Origin of the sequence: Lapidilactobacillus luobeiensis, from assembly GCF_024345205.1 — a bacterium.
GTDB lineage: Bacteria > Bacillota > Bacilli > Lactobacillales > Lactobacillaceae > Lapidilactobacillus > Lapidilactobacillus luobeiensis.
Genome location: NZ_BROC01000007.1, coordinates 71,338 through 87,522, shown reverse-complemented (window position 1 = coordinate 87,522; position 16,185 = coordinate 71,338). Strand labels below are relative to the sequence as shown.

Annotated in this window: 11 protein-coding genes; all 11 read left to right on the top strand. The window is 42.7% G+C overall.

Annotation, left to right across the window (positions count from 1 at the left end; all coding sequences use genetic code 11):
- The first annotated feature begins 797 nt into the window (after window positions 1–797).
- The 11 genes from OCU21_RS04330 (at window position 798) to OCU21_RS04280 (ending at window position 16,130) form a co-directional block, all read left to right on the top strand.
- Window positions 798–3,104 (top strand): 5'-nucleotidase C-terminal domain-containing protein, encoded by a 2,307-nt coding sequence (locus OCU21_RS04330; protein WP_261806259.1) that lies wholly within the window; start codon window positions 798–800, stop codon window positions 3,102–3,104.
- Between the two features lie 394 nt (window positions 3,105–3,498).
- Window positions 3,499–3,702 carry a hypothetical protein gene (locus OCU21_RS04325; protein WP_261806258.1) on the top strand — a complete coding sequence of 68 codons (204 nt, stop codon included), beginning with the start codon at window positions 3,499–3,501 and terminating at the stop codon, window positions 3,700–3,702.
- Complete coding sequence (locus tag OCU21_RS04320; RefSeq protein ID WP_261806257.1) at window positions 3,702–4,844, top strand: AAA family ATPase; 1,143 nt, start codon at window positions 3,702–3,704, stop codon at window positions 4,842–4,844. The genes OCU21_RS04325 and OCU21_RS04320 overlap by 1 nt, the downstream gene beginning before the upstream one ends.
- Before the next feature lie 416 nt (window positions 4,845–5,260).
- The gene (locus OCU21_RS04315; protein WP_261806256.1) at window positions 5,261–6,619 is read left to right on the top strand and encodes a dynamin family protein; all 1,359 of its coding nucleotides are present in this window, start codon (window positions 5,261–5,263) and stop codon (window positions 6,617–6,619) included.
- Window positions 6,612–8,963 carry a dynamin family protein gene (locus OCU21_RS04310; RefSeq protein WP_261806255.1) on the top strand — a complete coding sequence of 784 codons (2,352 nt, stop codon included), beginning with the start codon at window positions 6,612–6,614 and terminating at the stop codon, window positions 8,961–8,963. The genes OCU21_RS04315 and OCU21_RS04310 overlap by 8 nt, the downstream gene beginning before the upstream one ends.
- A gap of 11 nt (window positions 8,964–8,974) precedes the next feature.
- A complete protein-coding gene (locus OCU21_RS04305; protein ID WP_261806254.1) occupies window positions 8,975–9,556 on the top strand; it encodes a hypothetical protein in 582 nt (193 codons plus the stop codon).
- A gap of 15 nt (window positions 9,557–9,571) precedes the next feature.
- A complete protein-coding gene (locus tag OCU21_RS04300; protein WP_261806253.1) occupies window positions 9,572–12,880 on the top strand; it encodes an ATP-binding protein in 3,309 nt (1,102 codons plus the stop codon).
- A 2-nt stretch (window positions 12,881–12,882) separates the two neighbouring features.
- Window positions 12,883–13,614: an HNH endonuclease signature motif containing protein gene (locus OCU21_RS04295; protein WP_261806252.1), complete on the top strand. Its 732-nt coding sequence runs from the start codon at window positions 12,883–12,885 to the stop codon at window positions 13,612–13,614.
- Between the two features lie 3 nt (window positions 13,615–13,617).
- Window positions 13,618–14,061, top strand: a complete 444-nt coding sequence (locus OCU21_RS04290; RefSeq protein WP_261806251.1) for a DUF6985 domain-containing protein — start codon at window positions 13,618–13,620, stop codon at window positions 14,059–14,061.
- A 601-nt stretch (window positions 14,062–14,662) separates the two neighbouring features.
- Window positions 14,663–15,553, top strand: a complete 891-nt coding sequence (locus tag OCU21_RS04285) for a DegV family protein (protein ID WP_261806250.1) — start codon at window positions 14,663–14,665, stop codon at window positions 15,551–15,553.
- Window positions 15,546–16,130 (top strand): hypothetical protein, encoded by a 585-nt coding sequence (locus OCU21_RS04280; RefSeq protein WP_261806249.1) that lies wholly within the window; start codon window positions 15,546–15,548, stop codon window positions 16,128–16,130. Before OCU21_RS04285 ends, OCU21_RS04280 begins: the two co-directional genes overlap by 8 nt.
- Window positions 16,131–16,185: the final 55 nt, after the last annotated feature.

Genomic DNA, 16,185 nt, shown 5'->3' with positions numbered 1-16,185 from the left:
ACCTAGCAATTTTTTTGGAAGCCGCATTTCGCTTCCAGAACAATTGCGTAGTTAAGCGGAAGAAGCTAGGTCGGCGAACACGTTTACTAGAGAGTGTGAACCGACCTGAACAGCTCCTGAGCATTAACCTAGCAATTTTTTTGGAAGCCGCATTTCGCTTCCAGAACAATTGCGTAGTTAAGCGGAAGAAGCTAGGTCGGCGAGCACGTTTCAGAGTGCACAGCGCAACGAATTGCTTTTGAGCACGACTAGCGATTTATTGCAGATTGGCGTTAGACAATCTGTGACAAATCGTGTATCGGCGCAGAAAGCAGTTGCGCGGAACACGTTTCAGAGTGCACCGCATGTTTTGACCAGAATAAAAAGCAGTTACATTTTTGAACAAAGGTCGAAGTGAGTCATTCATATCATACGTGAGTTATTTGGGTGTGGCAATGTGCGGCGATGATATGTCAGGACAGAGCGGACGCTTGGCACTACGCATTTATTGGCGGTCTACCGCTAAACACAGGCAGGCGTTGCTGAAAAGAATGAGCAAATTGACTGTAATCAAAAATATTTTTTGAAAAAATGAATTTCTCCGGTGAAAATAAATTCTTTCGCGTATTTATCTGTGAGGATCCCAAAATCAGCGTCTTAATTTTTTCTGGTGGGAATCGGTCAGGAATGGTCACTGGCAAGGGCCAACTCTGGTGCTGATTCCTGATAGAATGAATTTGGGTGAGGCGACTCATTCGCAAAATGGTCAGGAGACACTGATCAAGGAATCGATCAAGAGATCATGAGGAGGAGTTTAGTTGGAAAAGCAAAATAGAACCCGACGACAGTATTTTAATTGGGTCGTTGTTTTCAGTTTGATCATCAGCGTCTTGTTAGGGCCTAGCAAATCGTTGTTGGCAGCGACGAACAAGGCGGCGACAACAGCGGCAACAGAAGTCGTGACGATCATGCACACGAACGATATGCACGGTCGCTTGGCGAATGTACCGAATAAAACGGTGGGGATGGCGCGTTTAAAAACCTATCGCGATCAAATCCAGCCAACTTTATTGGTGGACGCGGGCGATGCCATGCAAGGCTTGCCGCTATCCAATTATTCTCAAGGGATGGATATGGTCAAAGCGATGAACGCAGTTGGTTATGATGGGATGACTTTGGGTAACCACGAGTTCGACTTCGGCCTAGAAACAGCGCTCAAGTATCAGCAAGAACTTAATTTCCCGATCGTTTCGGCCAATGTTTTTTATCGTGATGGCTCACAACCCTTCAAATCTTATGCGTTGACTACCAAGAAGGTCAATGGTCAGGATAAGAAATTTGCCTTGATCGGGCTGACCACACCAGAAACTGCCTACAAAACGCACCCTAAAAATGTCGAGAAAATCAAATTTGAGAAACCTTTACCAGCGGCGATCAAAGCAATGACCGCGGCTATTCAAGATGGCGCCGATTATTTTGTTTTCATGACTCATCTGGGTGTTGATGAAACGACTTTGAAAGATGAACAGTCCACTTATTTGGCCAGTGGTCTCGCCAAAAAATATCCAGACAAACGGATCTTTATCGCTGATGGGCACTCACATACGCAATTACCGACAGGTTTGAAGTTCAATAATGTGATCGTTGGTCAGACAGGTAGTTATTTAAGCACAGTCGGCCTGATGACGGGGACTTATCGTGCGCAAGACGCGACTTTGAAGGCCGAGCTGCATTCGGCCCAAGAACTGCAAGCCTTACCAGAAGATCCTCAGGTCAAAGTAATCGTTGATCAGGCGCAAGTCAATTACGATCGCGATAATTCGCAGGTGATCTTACCCAACAATCAAATTAAATTCAATGGTTTGCGCGACAATGTACGGACCCGGGAAACCAATTTAGGTGACTTGATCGGTGATGTGCTTTGGGAATACGGTCAGACCGGTTTCACCAAAAAGTCAGATTTCGCCGTTGTTAACGGTGGTGGGATCCGTGAAAATCTCGAAGTTGGACCAGTAAATAAAGGCCAGATCGTCGCAGTCATGCCTTTTGGCAATACGATCTCGCAGATCACGGTTACGGGCGCGCAGATCTATCAAATGTTTGAACACTCTCTGCGGTCACCTGCGGCGAAAGATGCTCAAGGTCAGGTTATTTATGATGAGAACAATCTGCCAAAATTAGGCGCTAATGGTGGCTTTTTGCAAGTATCACATACGCTCCAAGTTAGCTATGACTCGACGCGACCAGGCTCAGATCCAGAAAAGCAAACTGTCGGCACTCGGGTCACCAGTATCAAATTGAACGGTAAATTTATTCCGCGCGATAGTCAAGACACTTATCAAATGGCGACCAATGATTTCATGGCCGCTGGTGGTGACGGCTATACCATGTTGAGTGGGAAGCCTGTTCAACAGGGACCTTCAATGGATACGGTCCTACTTGATTACATGAAGAAAGTTACGCCGGCGACACTGGCAAACTACCGCACCGAACTACCAATGACCCGAATCGTTTCTCAGGCGCTTGCCCAAAATCCTGCCCTGATTGCTTTGCAACAATTGGTTACCGAAAAATCTTTAGCGGGCAAGAATGTTGCGGACTACACTGCTTATAGTTGGGCTGCAGTCTCTGCAAAATTAGCTCAGGCGCAGAAAGTTTTGGCCGCGCAAGATATTGCCCAAGCAAATGTCATCACACCACAATTGCAACAAACGCACTTGATCAGCACGACGACTTTACAAAAGAGTGTTGCGGCCGCTAAAAAAGAACAGCAAGCAAGATATACTGTTGCTAGTTGGCTCAAAGTAAAGCAGGCGCTGATGGCGGCAGAACAACTGCTGACCCGAGCAAAAGCGGCTGATCAAGGTATCTCCGCCGATGAACTTACGATCGCCACGACCCAATTAGATCAGGCGGTCGCTGGTTTGCAAGTCGCTAAAACGACCGAGAACAATAAGCCGCAAACAAGCAATACCAAGAATAAAGGTAAAAATACTACGGGCACCAAAGGTAATTTACCACAAGCCGGTGAAACTACCTCAGCGTTGGCGATCTACGGCCTAGTCGCCTTAATGACAACTGGGACAGTTGCTTACCGCTTGAAGAAAAGAGAAGATGCCGCGTGACCTTTGTTAAGTGGTAAATGTCAACGATTAGAATATCAACGAATTGTATCTAAACATGAGACAAATCGTTCGCACTAGGTTCATTTCAGCATGATTAGCTTTTATTCCAGATGTTCTCAGCTGTCTGGCATAATAATCATGCTGTTTTTTCTAGAGAAAAATTTCTCAAAATGATGAAGGTAGACATTTTATGTCACAGGACCGCTATATAATGAATATATTCACGCTTGGAAATGTTTAGCGTGATTTAATTGAGTCGAGAAATGATTTCGACTAAAAAAGCGAAGAAGGTGATCAACTTCATAGACGTGATGCGCAAGCATTAAGCGAAGTTAATAGCGTAATTGATCGTCAGAGCCAAAAGCTAGTCAGCTATCAGGAAGAAACGTTGCATATGCACCAAGAAAGCCAGTTAGCACTGACGAAAATAGCCAACGAATTGGCTGAAAATTCGCAACAAATGACTGCAGAAGTAAAAAGAATCAATACAGCTAATGAACAATTGGCAAAACAATTGAAACTAACTCAAATTTTGCTGGCTGTTGGTGGGGGCATTGTTTTTGTATTAATATTTTTGATAATGGGTGGTGTTCTTTGATGATCTCTGAAAATTATGGGAAGTTATTAGAAAAGCAGGCAATAGAAATTGATCGGCGGACAGCTCACAAGTTTGATCTTTCTAAATTGGCTCATGAGATAACCGCGGACAAGAATGATGAAGTTGCACTAGAACTTATCTCAACACTTGGTAAAATCAAATCAACGGAATCCTATCCGCAACAGTGGCAAACTGAACAGGAAATTATTGAGTCCCTTTACAAGTATTTAGGAGCCAGTCAGGTTGACGACTATTTTCTGGCTCTAAAATCATCATCAAATATGACCTTGAGTCAGTCGCTACACGAGTTAGATGAATTAGTGGGCTTACCATTGGTTAAACAGCAAGTTCGAGATTTGATTGCCTTCAACCAGATCCAGCAACTCCGAGTTAAGAATGGCCTGAAAAAAACCAATAAAACGCTGCACATGGTATTTTTAGGAAACCCCGGGACGGCCAAAACAACCGTGGCGCGAATCGTTGGGCGAATGTACAAATCAATTGGTTTATTAAGCAAGGGACAATTCATTGAGGCCAGTCGTACTGATTTGATTGCGGAATACCAAGGGCAAACCGCAATTAAGGTACGCAAACTGATCAATCGTGCTCGTGGTGGCGTTCTTTTTATTGATGAGGCGTACAGCATTACCGAAAATGATCATGGCGATAGTTACGGTCGTGAATGCTTGACCGAATTAACCAAGGCTCTGAAAGATTATCGTGATGATCTGGTAGTGATCGTTGCTGGCTACACTGATTTGATGACTGATTTTTTTGAGTCGAATCCCGGATTGAAATCTCGGTTCAATACATTTATTACATTCGATGATTACTCGTTGGATGAATTGACCGGTATTTTTAAATTTCAATGCCAGCAATATGATTATCGTGCCAGTGAACAGGTCATTGCTGAAGTGCGGCAATATTTACAGGCGCAATTGGCTCATAAGGATGAATATTTCTCTAACGGTCGTTTAGTTCGGAATCTTTTCGATGATATCACGATGAATCAAGCCAAGAGATTGGCTAACCAGCCAACTGAAGAAATCAAGGCTGAGGATCTGATGAACCTATTACCGATCGATGTGCTCACTATCTCTCAGGACACCTCCTCGATCAAAGCCAATGAGCCTGTGGTGTAACTAACCTCGCCACTTGTACCTATGATAGCTACGATTAATTGTTTTTCGCGCATTATCCAACTGGGGCTTAGTCCAATTGAGTTGGATAATGCTTTTTTGAAACGTGCTGCACGCAACTGACTTCTGCGCTTAACTACGTCAGGCTTCCGGAAGCAAAGTCCGCTTCCAAAATCCTGACTAGGTTAATGCTCGAAGTCAACCGGTTGCGTGCCGCACTCTTTTTTTGTTATCCGGCGAGCAATTGATTTTGGCGATTGGATGATTAAGTGCGGCAATTAATCATCCGTGTCGAGTATTGTTCAGAAATGGTTCAAAATAAATGTAAATGTTTTCTTAGGTAGACAGCTAATGTCGTGCCGATGGCGTATAATGAAAATATACTCACATTATTATTGCTGAATAGCGAGGAATATTAAATGTACAAATTGGAAGACTTCAGTATTTCTTATCCACAAATCAGGCATCCGATTAAGGATGAATCAGTGGAGTTTAAGAAGCATTATTTATTCGTAGTTTACTATTTTCTACAGAAGTTTCGCGTCAATCCTACAGTGGCAGCGTTCCAAACTAATTCTTTAAATAAAGCGCTTGATGGTCCGCAGGATATGAATTGGGAGACCCTTCACTTGGATGTCGAGTTAGAGAAGATCCATCATGTATCCTATGGGCTTTCAAACAGATTTGTTTATTATCGGGAACAGTTAGTTCTGGACGTTTTATTTTTTATTTATCCGTTGTCAGCGGATTTAATTGATTTAATTACTAAAGAAATCATGGCGCTTCTACCGGAACCACATCGTCATGGTGGAGACTGGCCAAGAAAGTCACTTGACCTAAAAAAACAAATTTTAACTATTCCTGAACCAGTGCGGTCGGCCTGGCAGGCTAATTATCTTTATCGGTCTCAGAATATGAGAAATATAACATTTACGGCGACGATGAGTGCCGGAAAGTCATCGCTGATCAACGCGATTATCGGAAGAAGGATAGCTCCAGCCAAGAAAGCCGCTTGCACAGCTGCAGTCAACTCGTATTTGACTAGTCCAATCAAAAGCGATTTACTGAACTTAGCCATCGGAGGTAACCGCTATCTCAATATTTCACTTGATGATGCAAAGGATCCCTTAAGCAACCATTCGGAAAATTTCTCTGAGGTTGTTGGGCGTTTTTATTCGACGTTAAGTGATCAAAAAATTCAACTCATTGATACCCCAGGTGTCGATTCCGTTGATCATGTGGAACATCGGGATGTGACTTTTGATTATTTGAAGAAGGCGCAACAAGATTTGTTGATCTATGTGATGCCTGTGAGCTTTATTGGATCGGAACGTGATTTTAACTATTTGAAGTTTATCAAGGAGCAGGTAACTTATCGAAGAATTGTTTTTATCGTTAGTATGATGGATATGATTGATTTAGAGGATGATTCTGTTGATGAAATCCTTCTGGCAGCAAAAAAGCTTCTTGAAAAAATTGGGTTTGAGCATTCGGACGTCTTGCCAATTTCTGCGTATGCAGGATTATTGTTAAAACGCAAGATGCTAAACCTAGCATTATCGGATGACGAATTAGAGGACGCCCAACACTTTACCCGTCAATTTAGATCAAAGGGCCTTCGTTTAGGTGAATATTATCCAAATTGGGAGGATGATGGTAAGCAAATTGGCTCTGAGCCATCAGCAGATCAGCAACTTAAGCAAGCATACTTAAATACCGGATTACTAGGATTTGAGGATTTATTAATAAAAGATATTGAGGAGAATCAAAATGCATAAAGTAAAATTAACGCATAACCCTTATCGAGTTAAAACAACGATTTCATCAAACGGGAATGAGTTAGCCGTTGATAGTAAAATGAAGAATTTTTTAAATCGGCGCTTTCAACTGTGGGTCGACCAAATCCCCGAGCTATTGGTGGGCGAATATAATGATTTTGATTTTGAGCTGGATTTTTACGGTACTGAATTGGACTACCAAGATTTAGAAGTAGCGGTGCATGATGCTGTTACGACGAACAAAGGCAAGTGGAAATTCAATCTGACCCATCATCAGGCTAAAGCTTTTGGTGAAAAAGAGAAAGAATTAAAAAAATTATTTAAAGAAATCAAACAGCTTCCGTTTGATGAACTGAAAAATCCCCAGTTGGAGAAAAAATTCAATGAGGCATTAGGTGAAAAGTTTGATGTTACGGTTGTTGCGCCGATGAGCGCTGGTAAATCGACTTTGATCAACGCTTTATTGGGTAAGAAATTGATGCCATCAAAGCAGGGCGCTTGTACCGCAAAAATAACGCGGATCATTGATAATGATCAAGATAATTTTGAAGCAACTGTGTATCGAGAAAACAGTGAGGAAGAAATTCGACCTACAACGAATGAAGAGTTAGCCAAAAAACTGAAGAAACTCAACGACGATAAGTCAGTCAGCCAAATTGATATTTTTGGTAATATTCCATTTGTCACAAATGCGGATTCTTCATTGGTTTTAACGGATACACCGGGACCTGACAATGCGGGAGATAAAAGTCATCGCAAAATTGCTGATCGAGCACTCGAGGAGTCTTCGAAGACGTTGGTACTCTTTGTGATGGATGGTGTTACGCTCAATAATACCTCACAGGATGAGTATCTCCGTAGAATTTCAGAAGCGATGAAAGTTGGCGGGAAGCAGTCAAAAGATCGCTTTCTGTTTGTGATCAATAAGATGGATGGTTACACCCAGTCCGATGAGGACAATAGTGTTAAAGATGCGGTTGTTTCAGCCCAAAGTTATTTACGTGGTCATGGGATAGATGACCCTAATGTTTTCCCGGTTTCAGCTAGGTTAGCGCTTGATATTAGAAAGTATCAAAGTTTGCCATATTATGATGATCAAGATTTGCTTGATGATGATGAACAAGACCTACGTGATGACATTATACTGACTTCGAGAAAAATGGCACGTCGAAAGCAATTTTATTTAGAGAATTATCAACAGGTGACGAAACAAGTAAAAGAAAAAATAGCAAATCAGTTGGCGGAAGCGGAAGAAAATAGAGATATAATGAAACAAGGGCTTATTCATAGCGGCATCCTCGGTATCGAGGGGACGATCGAAATGTATGTGACCAAGTATAGCCGGCCGGCGAGAATAACAAGCATCGTCCAGACTTTTGAGAAAACCTTGGAAGACAGCGATGCTAAAATTGAGCTCGAGAAACAACTCACTTCCAATACTGAGAAACTAGAAAAAATCAACGCGGAAATTACAGGCTTAAACGAGAAGCTAAGGAGTAAAGAAGCGAATAAAAGTTACAAAGAGAAGATCAGGAAGCTTGATTTATCGAGTAAGTTGATGGGAAATTTACGGACCTCACGAGCTAAATTTGAAAATGACTTAACCCAATTCTTTAATGATAGTCCTGAGGAACTTAGTGAAGAGGCCGCTAAGAGTGCAATCGAGAAGTTTGACATTACGGCAGGAAGGGCTCAGACTGAGTTTCGCAAATCCGCTAGGGATCAACTGAAACGCGACATTGAGGATCAGGCGCAGCGTTTATTAAAAGAGTATATCGCTCATCTTAAGAGTATTAGCGAAAAAGTTGATTTTGGCGAATTGAATTTCGATTTGACCAAGCTGGTTAGTAGTAAACTCGCGGACTTAAGTGATTTTGACAAAATAATAGATCAGTCAGTGGATACGCGGATCGACACCCACACGGAGACCAAGACTCGTCAAGAAGAAAGGCGGCATACAGGTTGGGCCAGATGGATTTTTCCTTGGCGCTGGCTTGTTCCTGAATATGAAGTAACAGTTAGTTATGATGAAGAAATATCAGAGGAAGTCAGCTATGTGAGCCGTACAAAATTGGCGGAAAATCTCATCGGGCAGATTCGAATCGGTCTTAAAGATGATTCGAATCAAGTCCTGGAATTTGCTAAACAGGAGAATGAAAGAATCAAGACGTTCTTTGCTGAACAGTTTGACCAAGTTGATCAAGCTCTTGCTAAAATCATGGAAGAATTGGCAGAAAGTACCCGAAATGAGGCCGCCGCTGATAAAGCCAAGAAAAAGGCTGAAAAGAACCGGCAATTACTGGATCAGATCAACCGACAATTAGCTAATATTTTGGAAGTTTAAGGAGGATCATTATGACAACGATTTCGGCTAGTTTTCAACAGATAGTTGCAGCAGGGAGTACGGACAGAGTTAAAAGCGCACTGATCGACTATATGATCATGGATAAGAGTTTTCAAAAATTTGATGTCGCTTTTCAATTTGCCCAAGATAAGATGGACTTACTTGAGCCCTTTGATGAGGGACCGTTGGAGCAAGATGTGACCAAGTGGGACAAGGATTATCTGAATATGCAGAAGGTAGAATTGCTCGACAATTTTGCGATGGAACGAATCGATCACGTTAAACAAATCATTCAAAAAGTTTTAGGGGTGGCCACGCCAGCGGCGACTACACCTATAGGCGCTCAGAAAAAGACGAACCCAACGAATCCAGAAAGTAGGACCGGTCGTAAGGTTATCAGTCGGCGAGAAGTTCCAGCAAGTTCGAAAGAGGTCAACGTAAAAAAAATAGCAAAGGTCGGCGGAACCACCCTTTTAGCTGGCGGCGTTGTGGTGACCGCGGTGGGGATAACGATCGCTGAACCCGTCGTAACTACTATTGGCGTTGCGGCGATTGGCGTCGGCGTGGTTTCAATAATTGCTGGTAATCACTAGGAGGTCGATCAGATCATGAAGACCGAAACCAGAAATTCTTCAAAGCAAGGATCAAATCATGAGATGATCAGGGTTCCCAGTCAGCAGCGATTAAGTGATGATTCTGAGTCGGCGACAAAGCTGATCGATGATATTGTCTTAAAGAATTATCTATCTAAACTAGATGATGCAGACGCCAATTTCAAAGTGATCCCAATTGATCAAGACATGATCAATAATCGACTGGATAAAATACGACTGTTCAAAATCGAGCAGATGGTTTATCCGTTGCATGAATCGGTTGCTTATAAGTTTGCCAGTGTCTTTAACGCGGTCTCAGCAACCAATAGTGCGGTAGTAACGATAATCGATAGTGATGGTAGTAAAACGGATTTCTATTTTGGGATTCGTTCGCTAGATGATACAAAAAGTACGCAGACTTCATATGTGACTTTAACGAATGCAATGAAGGGACAGTTCCCGGGAACACGAATCAGTAATTTGAGAAGTAATCGCATCAATAACTTGCTGTATTCCATGAATAGTGAGTCTATTTCAGTAGTTTCATGTGTTGCTAATAATAAAAATAAAGAACTCCTGAAAAATGAGGAATATCTTCAAGGTCTAGAAAAGTTTGCACTGGCGATGCAGGGAAATCGCTATACGGCTGTGATCATCGCAGATCCAACTAAGCAAAATCAATTAAATGAAATTCGTAAAGGCTATGAATCGGTTTATTCACAGTTATCGCCTTTAGCAAATAATACGGTTAGTTATGGCACAAACAGCTCGAATAATCTTAGTGATACTGAGACTTCCGGAACGAATGAGAGCACCTCGGACATGACCTCTGATTCGATGACTAGTAGTCAAACGAAGACGAAGAATGAGCCAGTAAAATCAACCACCACCACAACCAAAGCAAGCAAAGCTGGGGCGATTACAGTGGGTGCATTAGGTGTTGTAGGAGCGGCTCTTGCTGCAATGACTGGGGGATTGGGATTGGCGATAGGTGCCGCGGCAGTAGCGCCGGCCATTACAACGTTAACGAACGGCACCGTGACCAAAACCTCAGGGAGTCAGTCCACGAGTCAAAGCGAATCCAATACAAAGGGATCTAGTAAGACTCAAATGAATGGGGCCTCACATAGTACTGCTCAAACTAAGGGTTCAACGATAGGCAATAATCAGACGATTCAATTAACAGTAAAGAATAAATTTATTTCTGATGTATTGCGCAGGATCGACAAACAGCTGATTCGTTTGGAGGATTGTGAAAGCATCGGAATGTGGGAAACGGCTGCTTATTTTCTAAGCGATGATACTTCAGTTTCTGCAGTTGCTGCCTCCACCTACAAAGCGCTAATGAGTGGTGAGAGCTCAGGTATTGAGACTTCGGCAATAAATACCTGGAATAGACAGCCGGACGAAACAAAAAGTAAACGTTCTAGTAATGAGTTGATTGCTGATTATGTTACTAGTTTTGTTCATCCGATTCTGGAATATCGAACTGATAAATATACGATCGATGTCCGTCCGACTAATTTTGTGAGTAGTAATGAATTGGCGATCCATATGGGACTACCACGGCATTCCGTTCGTGGGTTCCCTGTAGTTGAACATACCGACTTTGGCAAGGAAGTCGTTAAATATGATAATAGTCAGCAAGATGAATCGATCAAACTGGGTCAAGTGTTCGATATGGGTCGCGCGATCGAGCATGCAAGTGTTCAACTGGATCTGGAAAGTTTGGCGATGCATACTTTTGTTGTTGGGGCGACTGGTAGTGGTAAGTCGAATACGATCTATCAGATATTGAATGAGCTGCGTGTATTGAATGAGCTGCGTGAAAATCAACGGCCAATCAGTTTTATGGTTATTGAACCAGCGAAAGGTGAATATAAACGTATTTTTGGTCAAGAGACAGATGTGAAAGTCTTCGGGACTAATAGTAGCTATACAGAATTACTTAGGATCAATCCGTTTATTTTCACAGAGGGTATCCACGTTTTGGAACATGTGGATCGTCTGATAGAAATTTTTAATGTTTGTTGGCCGATGTATGCAGCAATGCCGGCAGTTCTGAAAAAAGCGGTGTTACTGGCCTATCGTGATTGTGGCTGGGATCTCAGCACCTCCAGAAATCGGTATTCGCAGAAGCTTTTCCCAACATTTCAGGATCTATTAAAGAAATTAGATATTGTGATTCGAGAATCTAGCTTCTCTGATGAAGTCAAGTCAAACTATGCCGGGTCATTGATCACACGAGTAGAATCGTTGACAAACGGGTTAAACGGTGAGATTTTTTCTACCTGTGAGATTGATAATAGCGTGCTATTTGATACTAATGTTATTGTTGATTTAAGTCGCGTAGGTTCCCAAGAGACGAAATCATTACTGATGGGAATCTTGGTTATGCGACTTTCCGAATATCGCTCTGTTGATATTAAGGGCGCTAACCAATCCCTGCGTCATGTCACTGTACTTGAAGAGGCGCATAACATCTTACCAGCGCAGACTAAAGCGAGTACGGCTGATGGTGGTGATTTGGCTGGAAAATCAGTTGAAATGATCTCGAACGCAATCGCTGAGATGAGGACCTATGGTGAAGGCTTCATTATTGCCGATCAATCACCAAGCGCGGTTGATAAATCAGCAATTAGAAATACCAATACGAAAATAGTGATGCGATTACCCGATGAAGTTGATCGCCGCATCGCCGGTAAATCAACGTCAATGAAAGATGAACAATTAGATGAACTGGCACGATTACCGAAGGGTGTTGCGGCAATTTATCAAAATGATTGGTTAGAGCCTGTTCTCTGCAAAGTCGATCGTTTTGATGGGAAAGATGCGGCCTATGAAGTTTCTGAAAAAAATGAAGTTATTGCGCATAATAAAGAAAATAACCGGACCTTGATCGAGTTTATTTTACCTGAACTGCCGCATAAAGACTCTGAACCAACGACAATCGAGCAGAAAGTAAGGGATTCGATCGAGCAGGCTAATTGTTCTGCAAGTACTAAAGTAAGATATTTCCATCTTTTGGATGAATATCATCACGATAGAGAATTGGAGATTTGGCGCCAAGATGAGCAGGCTCGCTCAAAAAAGGGTGGCTTACTCGCAGAATTATTGAATCTGGGCAATGCGATCGATCAGATGGTGGCTACAGAAATGGATACGAGTCAGATCGTTATTGGTGTGAATGACATTGTGAGCGATCAAACCGGTTTTAACGGCGCTTCATTGGTCCAAGTTTCACGGTGTTTACTTTGGAATTATTGTGATCGTATGCAAGCCGATCAGCTATGGCAAGCTCTCAACGATATTTGGAGGGTATAAGGATGGATCATTTATTCGGCAAAGCGTTGATGACAGAGTCCGTGGAAAAATCAAAAGGTAATGCGTTGAGGCCTGAATTCAATGTTCTAAAAGAAAAAGGTGAGGGGACCTCGACGAAGTTAGGAAATAAATTAGAAAATAACGCTGAACACCTTGTTGAGCAAGATCTTTCAAAAGCAGATATCGGTAAGAATAAGTCGGACATTGGTAATAGTAATGCTAATATTGAATCACTAAAGACCAATGCTGAATTACCAGAAACTAATACTGAATCACTCGGGCGACTACCAAAATCGGATGGTTTCTGGGAAGGTGAGCGAGGAAATTCAGGTTGGAAACCAGATCTGGAGAAAATTCCTAGTGATAAAAATGGTACTAATCCAGAGCGCTTAACTTGGAAAAAAATCTTGAACCAACACGGTATTGATAAAATAAATTTTAAGGATGGCGAGCCTGACTTCTCCGAAATAAGCAAGGGAGAAGTCAAAATCGATGATTATACAGGCGACCGTGCTGATAATTTCGATCAGGCTGATGAAAAGCTTGCTAAGGAACGGGGCTGTACGCCGGAAGAGGTTCAAAAATGGCGTCATGAAAATAAGTATACCTGGCATGAATGTCGCGATTGTCAGACAATGCAAAAAGTTCCCACAGTTGTTCATGGGAACATCCCTCATAGTGGTGGCATCAGTGCCTATAAACATAATCAAGCGAATAATAGTGAGAAGGTGTAGTTGATGGCATTAGAATGTCAAGATCCTGTTTTTGGGAAGATGACCTATCGGCATCGCTGGAGAAAGGAAGCAACAATTGTTTTCCTAGGCAAGAAAAAAACGATTGAGATCGGTGCAAAGGCCTATTCGAAAAAGCCGATCACAGACAAACAGCGAGCAAGCTATACAAAATTCCAGTCAGAGAGTGCCGAATTGTTAGAAGCGGCAGGTGACTCGCTGAAGGATTATGTTAACGAAAACATCGCTGATCTGGTTAATAATTGGCCAAGTGCTCGGCGAGTTAAGACGATGTCTGATTTGCGAAATTTGGTTGAACCGACAACATTACTTTTTACACAGGACGGGACCTTATTGTTTCTGCTTGAATGTGACTGGGACCCAGAGAATGGCATTGCTGTGCAACTACTGCCTAATATTCGTGTGGGTAGTCAGGACCTATTCTTATAATTGTAGCAATTGAATGTTTTGAGCATCAGTGTTGATTTATATTAGTCGTAGACCCTGCCAGAGATCATGGCAGGGTCTTTGTGTACCTGAGAAATCAGGCGAGTTGTTATGCGTAATTCGTTTTTATCGCCATAGACTGATTTAAGAAAATTGCGGCAAGGCAGATAGTTTTTAAAGTTTTTGACCCCAAGTTAAGACCAAATGGGTGCGAAAAGAACAGAAACTAGGTTAGCAAGCTGATTGGCGATCAATAATTGTTGATCTAGAAGTTAAGGACTATTAAAGGATAATGTAAGTGGGCTATTGCAGCAAGATGAAAGAAAAAATCTTCTAAAATTTGAAACTAACATGGATCATTTCTATTTGGAAGAATTAAGTTGATTTGCCTAATTCAATCGGTTATGATTAGCAGCTAGTAATTGAATCAATTGGCTTTGCATGCTACAATTTGAGACATTAGATTAAGTGATTTTTTTGATTGGAACTGTTTGAAAAAGTAATTTTGGGGCCGAGCGTGGGGCTGATCTTGCTGGATCGATTCTTTTCTGCGCTTGATCGTGCTTGTGTTCTTGTACTTAATCTTTCTTTGGAGGTTTTATAAATGACAAATGACTATGTGATCAGTTGTTGTTCGACTGCTGATCTGACTGAAGACCATTTTCGCCAAGCGGGTATCGCGTATATTCCGTTCCATTTTGAGCTGGATGGCAAATCTTATCCCGATGATCTGGGCAAATCAATGCCGTTCCATAAGTTCTATCAAGCGATGGCCAATGGTGCGGAGACGAAAACGTCTCAGGTCAACGTGGAGGAATTTACCGCCTATTTTGAAAAGTTCTTGCAAGCGGGCAAAGATATTTTGCATGTGACGTTATCATCAGGTCTGTCAGGCGTGATCAATTCGGCGAATTTGGCGAAAAATATTCTGGCGGAGAAATATCCTGAGCGCAAGATCTATATCGTGGATTCGTTGGGCGCGTCTTCTGGCTACGGCTTGCTTATGGACAAATTGGCGGAGTTACGCGCCGGCGGTATGGGTATCGACGAGTTGCACGAGTGGGTCGAAGCACACAAATTGGAACTACATCACTGGTTCTTTTCAACTGACTTGTCTTTTTATGTTAAGGGTGGTCGGATCTCAAAAACGAGCGGTTTTGTTGGTGGCTTATTGGGAATCTGCCCATTATTGAACATGGATAAGGTCGGCCATTTGATTCCTCGTAGCAAGATCCGTGGCAAAAAGCGGGTCATCCAAGAGATCGTTAAGCGCATGGAAGAACATGCTGATGATGGCTTGGCTTACGCGGATAAATGTTATATCTCGCAGGCGGATTGTTTAGAAGATGCGCAAAAGGTCGCGGACTTGGTAGAAGCGCGCTTCCCTAAGCTGAAGGGGCACGTGGAGATCAATTATGTTGGGACGACGATCGGTAGTCATACCGGTCCTGGCACCGTGGCTTTATTCTTCTGGGGCGATCAACGGAATGACTAGCACTGAGAAAATCGCGAAGATCATTCGGGTAGTGACAGTACCGCCAATATTGGTGCTGGCGTTATTGACCATTCTCTGGTTTGGTCAGCCCGCGATCTTTGGGTCCAGCTTGAATTTTTGGCTGGCGTTGCTTTGGCTGGGAGTCTTACCCATTCTGGCCTATCCCTTACAACGATTGCTACCACGGTGGCGTCAGGGTGGCCGACCGGCGCAACGGCGTTTGGCTTTTATTTGCTCGCTGATCGGTTACGGCGGCGCCTTGCTGAATGGCATCTTCGCGCAAGTACCGCGAAAATTGTTGCTGATCTATTTGACTTATGCGTTGTCCGTGGTTATCTTGACCTTGGTCAATCGCTTGGTCAAGATCCGCGCCAGTGGTCATGCTTGTAGCGTGATCTCGCCGATCGTGTTTTTGAGTTACTTTAGTTTGCTCAAACCCGCAGTGGTATTTTTGCTGGCGGGGATCCTTAGTTTCTGGGCTTCGCTGAAATTACAACGTCACCGTCCCCACGATCTTTGCGCAGGGAGTTTGGTCATGTTGGTCTCTTTTGGAGTCGCTTTATTGATCGTCGGATAAAAACAGCGTCACTGTTTTCGTGATCTGGTCGTTGGTTCAGCAAGACATGCTGAGT

What these genes read in the sequence shown, in the direction of transcription:
- OCU21_RS04325 (WP_261806258.1), top strand. Translation starts at nt 3,499, where the DNA reads ATGCACCAAGAAAGCCAGTTAGCACTGACGAAAATAGCCAACGAATTG.
- OCU21_RS04315 (WP_261806256.1), top strand. Translation starts at nt 5,261, where the DNA reads ATGTACAAATTGGAAGACTTCAGTATTTCTTATCCACAAATCAGGCAT.
- OCU21_RS04300 (WP_261806253.1), top strand. Translation starts at nt 9,572, where the DNA reads ATGAAGACCGAAACCAGAAATTCTTCAAAGCAAGGATCAAATCATGAG.
- OCU21_RS04295 (WP_261806252.1), top strand. Translation starts at nt 12,883, where the DNA reads ATGGATCATTTATTCGGCAAAGCGTTGATGACAGAGTCCGTGGAAAAA.
- OCU21_RS04290 (WP_261806251.1), top strand. Translation starts at nt 13,618, where the DNA reads ATGGCATTAGAATGTCAAGATCCTGTTTTTGGGAAGATGACCTATCGG.
- OCU21_RS04305 (WP_261806254.1), top strand. Translation starts at nt 8,975, where the DNA reads ATGACAACGATTTCGGCTAGTTTTCAACAGATAGTTGCAGCAGGGAGT.
- OCU21_RS04310 (WP_261806255.1), top strand. Translation starts at nt 6,612, where the DNA reads ATGCATAAAGTAAAATTAACGCATAACCCTTATCGAGTTAAAACAACG.
- OCU21_RS04285 (WP_261806250.1), top strand. Translation starts at nt 14,663, where the DNA reads ATGACAAATGACTATGTGATCAGTTGTTGTTCGACTGCTGATCTGACT.
- OCU21_RS04320 (WP_261806257.1), top strand. Translation starts at nt 3,702, where the DNA reads ATGATCTCTGAAAATTATGGGAAGTTATTAGAAAAGCAGGCAATAGAA.
- OCU21_RS04280 (WP_261806249.1), top strand. Translation starts at nt 15,546, where the DNA reads ATGACTAGCACTGAGAAAATCGCGAAGATCATTCGGGTAGTGACAGTA.